The organism is Halomonas sp. (assembly GCF_031581305.1).
Taxonomy (GTDB): domain Bacteria; phylum Pseudomonadota; class Gammaproteobacteria; order Pseudomonadales; family Halomonadaceae; genus Halomonas.
Window position 1 is genome coordinate 1 of record NZ_JAVLBC010000237.1, and the last position, 4,362, is coordinate 4,362.

5 protein-coding genes and 2 pseudogenes are annotated in these 4,362 nt (G+C 63.3%); 4 read left to right on the forward strand and 3 right to left on the reverse strand.

Annotated elements, in window-relative coordinates:
- Window positions 1-106: 106 nt before the first annotated feature.
- Window positions 107-439, forward strand: a pseudogene (locus RI841_RS16535) (putative sulfate/molybdate transporter); the annotation flags it as partial.
- A 220-nt stretch (window positions 440-659) separates the two neighbouring features.
- Window positions 660-1,109, forward strand: a pseudogene (locus RI841_RS14820) (sodium:solute symporter family transporter); the annotation flags it as partial.
- Window positions 1,110-1,210: 101 nt separating this feature from the next.
- On the opposite strand, the gene RI841_RS14825 reads toward RI841_RS14820, so the two are convergent.
- Complete coding sequence (locus RI841_RS14825) at window positions 1,211-1,504, reverse strand: hypothetical protein (protein WP_310706404.1); 294 nt, start codon at window positions 1,502-1,504, stop codon at window positions 1,211-1,213.
- A gap of 229 nt (window positions 1,505-1,733) precedes the next feature.
- On the opposite strand from RI841_RS14825, the gene RI841_RS14830 reads away from it, so the two are divergent.
- A complete protein-coding gene (locus tag RI841_RS14830) occupies window positions 1,734-2,363 on the forward strand; it encodes an OmpW family outer membrane protein (RefSeq protein WP_310706405.1) in 630 nt (209 codons plus the stop codon).
- A gap of 67 nt (window positions 2,364-2,430) precedes the next feature.
- On the opposite strand, the gene RI841_RS14835 is transcribed toward RI841_RS14830, so the two are convergent.
- Together RI841_RS14835 and RI841_RS14840 are read right to left on the reverse strand one after the other, a co-directional pair.
- Complete coding sequence (locus tag RI841_RS14835; RefSeq protein WP_310706406.1) at window positions 2,431-2,931, reverse strand: gamma-glutamylcyclotransferase family protein; 501 nt, start codon at window positions 2,929-2,931, stop codon at window positions 2,431-2,433.
- A 3-nt stretch (window positions 2,932-2,934) separates the two neighbouring features.
- Window positions 2,935-3,267, reverse strand: coding sequence for a YqcC family protein (locus RI841_RS14840; RefSeq protein ID WP_310706407.1), 333 nt, complete (start codon window positions 3,265-3,267; stop codon window positions 2,935-2,937).
- 294 nt (window positions 3,268-3,561) lie between these two features.
- On the opposite strand from RI841_RS14840, the gene RI841_RS14845 reads away from it, so the two are divergent.
- Window positions 3,562-4,362 (forward strand): DUF3549 family protein (locus tag RI841_RS14845; RefSeq protein ID WP_310706408.1); only part of this gene is annotated, 801 nt, incomplete at its 3' end.

Consider the following 4,362-nt stretch of genomic DNA (forward strand, 5'->3'; position numbering starts at 1 on the left):
GGTATTAAAACATTTAAAGTATCTCTTAGCGGGGTTTTCTGTCAGACCCGGGCTATTTTATCAATGTAAGGAATCATTTATGTCCGAGCGCTTCAAATTCAATAGAATGGAACTGGCGGGCTCCCTGGGCGATCTGGGCACACTGCTGCCCATTGCAATAGCCATGATTCTTTTCAACGGGCTCAATCCCATGGGCCTTTTTTTCAGTATCGGGGTTTTCTATATAATATCCGGTATCTATTTCGGAGTCACTGTTCCGGTCCAGCCCATGAAGGTCATCGGCGCCTATGCCATAGCAAGGTCCCTGAGCCCGGACCAGATTCTTGCGGCAACCCTTCTCATGGGGGCAATCCTTTTGATTGTTGGCTTGACAGGAGCCATTGACGCGATCCGCAAATGGACCCCGCATTCGGTAATCCGTGGGGTTCAGCTTTCCACTGGCGCGCTGCTTATAGCAAGCGGGGTCGAGTTTGTGATCGGAACCTCGAGATTCCAGGAACTGCAGAATGCAGCAGAACCATTTCTCGCCTTCCAGGCAATCGGCCCGGTACCGATAGGCATTATTATCGGAATTATAGGCGGCCTGGTCACACTTCTGTTAATAGACAGCAGAAGGTTTCCTGCAGGCCTGATCGTGGTGGCAGGCGGGCTGATTGGCAGCACGGCTGCTGGTCTCCTCCTCGGCGCTGACCGACGACTTCTACAAGGCCATGATCCGCAAAGATGCGAGCCAGTCCGAGCTGGTCTGGGTGGGTCGCTTCGCGGTCATCGCCATCGCTGTCATCGCCTACCTGCTGGCCATGAACCCGGGCTCCACGGTGCTGGGGCTCGTCGCCTACGCCTGGGCAGGCTTCGGTGCCGCCTTCGGCCCGGCCCTGATTATGGCGCTGTTCTGGCGGCGTATGAACACCGCGGGTGCCATCGCCGGCATCGTGGTGGGTGGCGTGACCGTGGTGCTATGGGCCCAGGTTTCCGGAGGAATCTTCGACCTCTACGAGATCGTGCCCGGGGTGATCTTCGCCTACATCGCCATCGTGGTGGCGAGCCTGGCGACCGGTGCACCAACGGACGAAATCACCGCCGAGTTCGATACCCTCGACAACGCCTGATCCTTGACCATCGATATACAGAAAAGCCGCCCCCGGGGTGGCTTTTCTCGTTATCGGGCGGCCCTTCTGCTCGCCATCGCCACGCTACCCGTCTCGGCGGATCAGACCATGGCCGCCCGCATCAGCAGCACCAGGGTGAAGGCGCCGAGGGCCACCAGGCTCCAGGGAGGCATGGTCATTCTCCGCAACCAATAGCGACGCGCCTCCAGCCCCATCGCCGCCATGAAGGCCGCGCCCAGCGCCCAGACTCCCAACCCGATCAGCGGCAGACGTAGCGTCATTGGCAAGCCACTAATCAGCTGCGGCTGCAACAATAGCCATAGCGCCAGCGCCGCCGCCAGCAACATTGCCCCCAGGGTCACGCCTGACAGGCGTCGTCGTGTTTCGGTCTCCATCGCAGCTCTCCTTGTCACCTGCCCCCAGTCAAGTCGATTCATCGCAAGGATGCGAGCACCAAAGGCGGCACGCCCCACCTCCCGGGGCCCCCGCTTGCCTTGTGCCCCTTCATGCCACTGACGGCCAACCCTTGCGCTGGATCAATAACGCCCCGTCCATGACGCGATAGACTGATCGCATATTTCATTGCGGCAAGAGGCCGCGCCCTCGAAAATCAGGAGTCGACTCATGCGCATGACCGCCCTTCCCACCCTGCTCGCTGCCGGCATCGCTGCGGCTGCCTTCACCACCAGCACCCAGGCCTTCGCCTATGGCGCAGGTGACTTCTTCACTCGCGTGGGCGTGGCCAAGGTCGAGCCCAAGAGTGACAACGGTTCGCTGGCCAATGGAGCCTTCGACGTTGATGTGCAGGACGACAGCGGCTTCGCCTTTACCCTGGGCTATCGCTTTACTGACAAGCTGGGCTTGGAGTTGCTGGCCGCTGAGCCCTTTGGCCATGATATCGAGCTTAATGATGCCAACCTGGCATCCACGGATCATCTGCCGCCGACCCTGACCCTGCAGTATTATCCGCTGGGCGGTACCGCGGCACGCGTCCAACCTTATGCCGGCATCGGGGTCAACTACACGCGTTTCTCCGATGAGAAGATCGCCACCGGTGACGATCTCAACCTGGATGACTCCTGGGGCGCTGCCGGCCAGTTGGGCGTCGACCTGCTGATCGACGATAACTGGGCACTCAATGCTGCCGCCTGGTATATCGATATCGATACCGATGCCAGCCTGAATGGAACAGAGATCGGCAATGTCGAGATCGACCCGGTGGTGGTGATGGCGGGCCTCAGCTTCCGCTTCTGATCGCCCTGCCCGATACGACGAGGCCCGCCTATTGGCGGGCCTCGTTGCGTTCGACGCCTTCGTGCGGCTAACGCGGCGAATGCCGGGAGAGACCCAGCGCCGCCAGGCTCGTGTCGTCGAGCCCGGTGGCCGCCTCGACCGCCGAGAGTCGCGCATGGTAGGCGGCACTGAGAAAGGACTCCCCGGCCAGCAAGTGCTCGAGGTATTCCCGCGCCGGGCGCAGCGCCTCGGCGGTGGTGCCGGGCGCAGCGATATAGACCCAGGCCTCGATCGTCCCCTCCCGCGTCACCACCGACAGGCGATGACGATCATACTCCCGGGGATAGCCCTCGAAGGGATCCATCTGCCGGATCTGCCCGGGGTGCTCCAGCTCGAACAGCGCTCCCTCCACGCGCTCGCCCTGCCAGGGCACCACGTTGGCGTGGGCGATGCCCGCCACCCGTGACGCCTTGTCGAAGCGCAGCGCATGGTCATGCAGCACGCCAGCCAGCACCCGGCGAGTAGGACCGATCCGGGCCGTGACCCGGTCAGGATTCATGTTGCTGCCGTAGGCGAAGTACCAGGGCATGGGTCAGCTCTCGGTAACCAGTCGGTCGATCTCCTCGACCACCCGACAAATCAGCAGCCGGTCGCTGGTGCGCGCGCCCTCCTGCGTTAACCAGGCCTCCACCGCCGGCGCCACGTCGCAGGTCGCCGGCATCGGTGAACCTGACTCGATCAGAGCCTCCAGGCGCACGATGAACACGAAGCGCAGCCATTGGGGCAGCGTCATGGTGTCGATGCAGAACGGCTGGACACTGTGGAAGGCATCCGGTTCGGGGCGCTCCATGCGCCACAGGCTGGCGGCCTTCATGGCGGCCTCGAGCTCGCGCAAGGCGGTACCGAGTTCGTCGTGAACAGTCATGGGCAATCTCTTTGATGCATTTGAAGCCATTATCCCCGCTTGGCCCCGCCGCTGGCCAGCCCGTGGGCATTTGTCCCTTTTGCGTCACCCGCATTACCCCTGTTGTGCACAGTGCACAGATATCCTGAACGGGCCTGTGGATAAACGTTGGAAAGATGTCCCTTGGCCGCTTCCCATGGGCACTGGACAAGACTGGTCAACAAATGATCAATGGCGGATCACCACGACGCCCCCCAAAGGCTGACAGCACCCCAACTCCGCGGTAGAGTGCACGATTCCTGACCGGGAGACAGCATGCAACCGATCAACAGCCTTCACGACTTCTTCCAGCGCAGCGGTGCCGAGGTGAGGCTCTACCACCTGGGACGGCGGGTCGAGCCCTGCGCGCTGGAGACCCTGGCGGCCTTCGAGGCCGGCGAGCTGGCGTGGCCGGCCCCTTGGCAGGGCACGGCACGCCTGGCCATGGTCTTCCGCCTGGGCGACATGCAGGACCCGCTCATCTGGTTCCTGGCCCTGCCGCTGGACGAGCAGGGTCACCTGGACCCGGCACCGCGGGACGCCTTCGTGCAGCGCCTGCTGGAGACCCTCGGCCACAGCGTCCAGGGACTGGGGCACACGGAGGGCAACAGCATCGACAACCTGATGAAGGACAACCCCCTGGCCTTCACTCCCGCACTGCCCTTCCAGGCCGTACTGCATGCGCGCGCCAGCCTGGATGCAGGCCTTCCCGCCAGCCAGCACCTCGAGCCGGTCGAGGCCTACCTCACCGAGCAGCAGGATATCGACTGGCGCGCCTTGGGCCTGCAGGGGCTGGCCGATTTCGCGGTGCGCCTGGATGCGGAATCGAGCCGGACGCTGGCCCCACGTCTGGACACCCTGCCCGGCGAGGTGCTGACCTCGCTGTGCTACTGTCTGGAGCATGTGGCGATTGCCGACGACCTGGCCCGGGCCCTGCGCCGTCGCGGGGAAGCGGCAGGCCGCGACGGGGACATCGAGACCTTCTGCGCCTGCGTGCGTGCCATGGGCGGCGCCTCGAGCGAGCTGGCTGGCGCCTGGTTCGATGCGCTGCTGGATGACCCGGACGCCTGCGGTCCC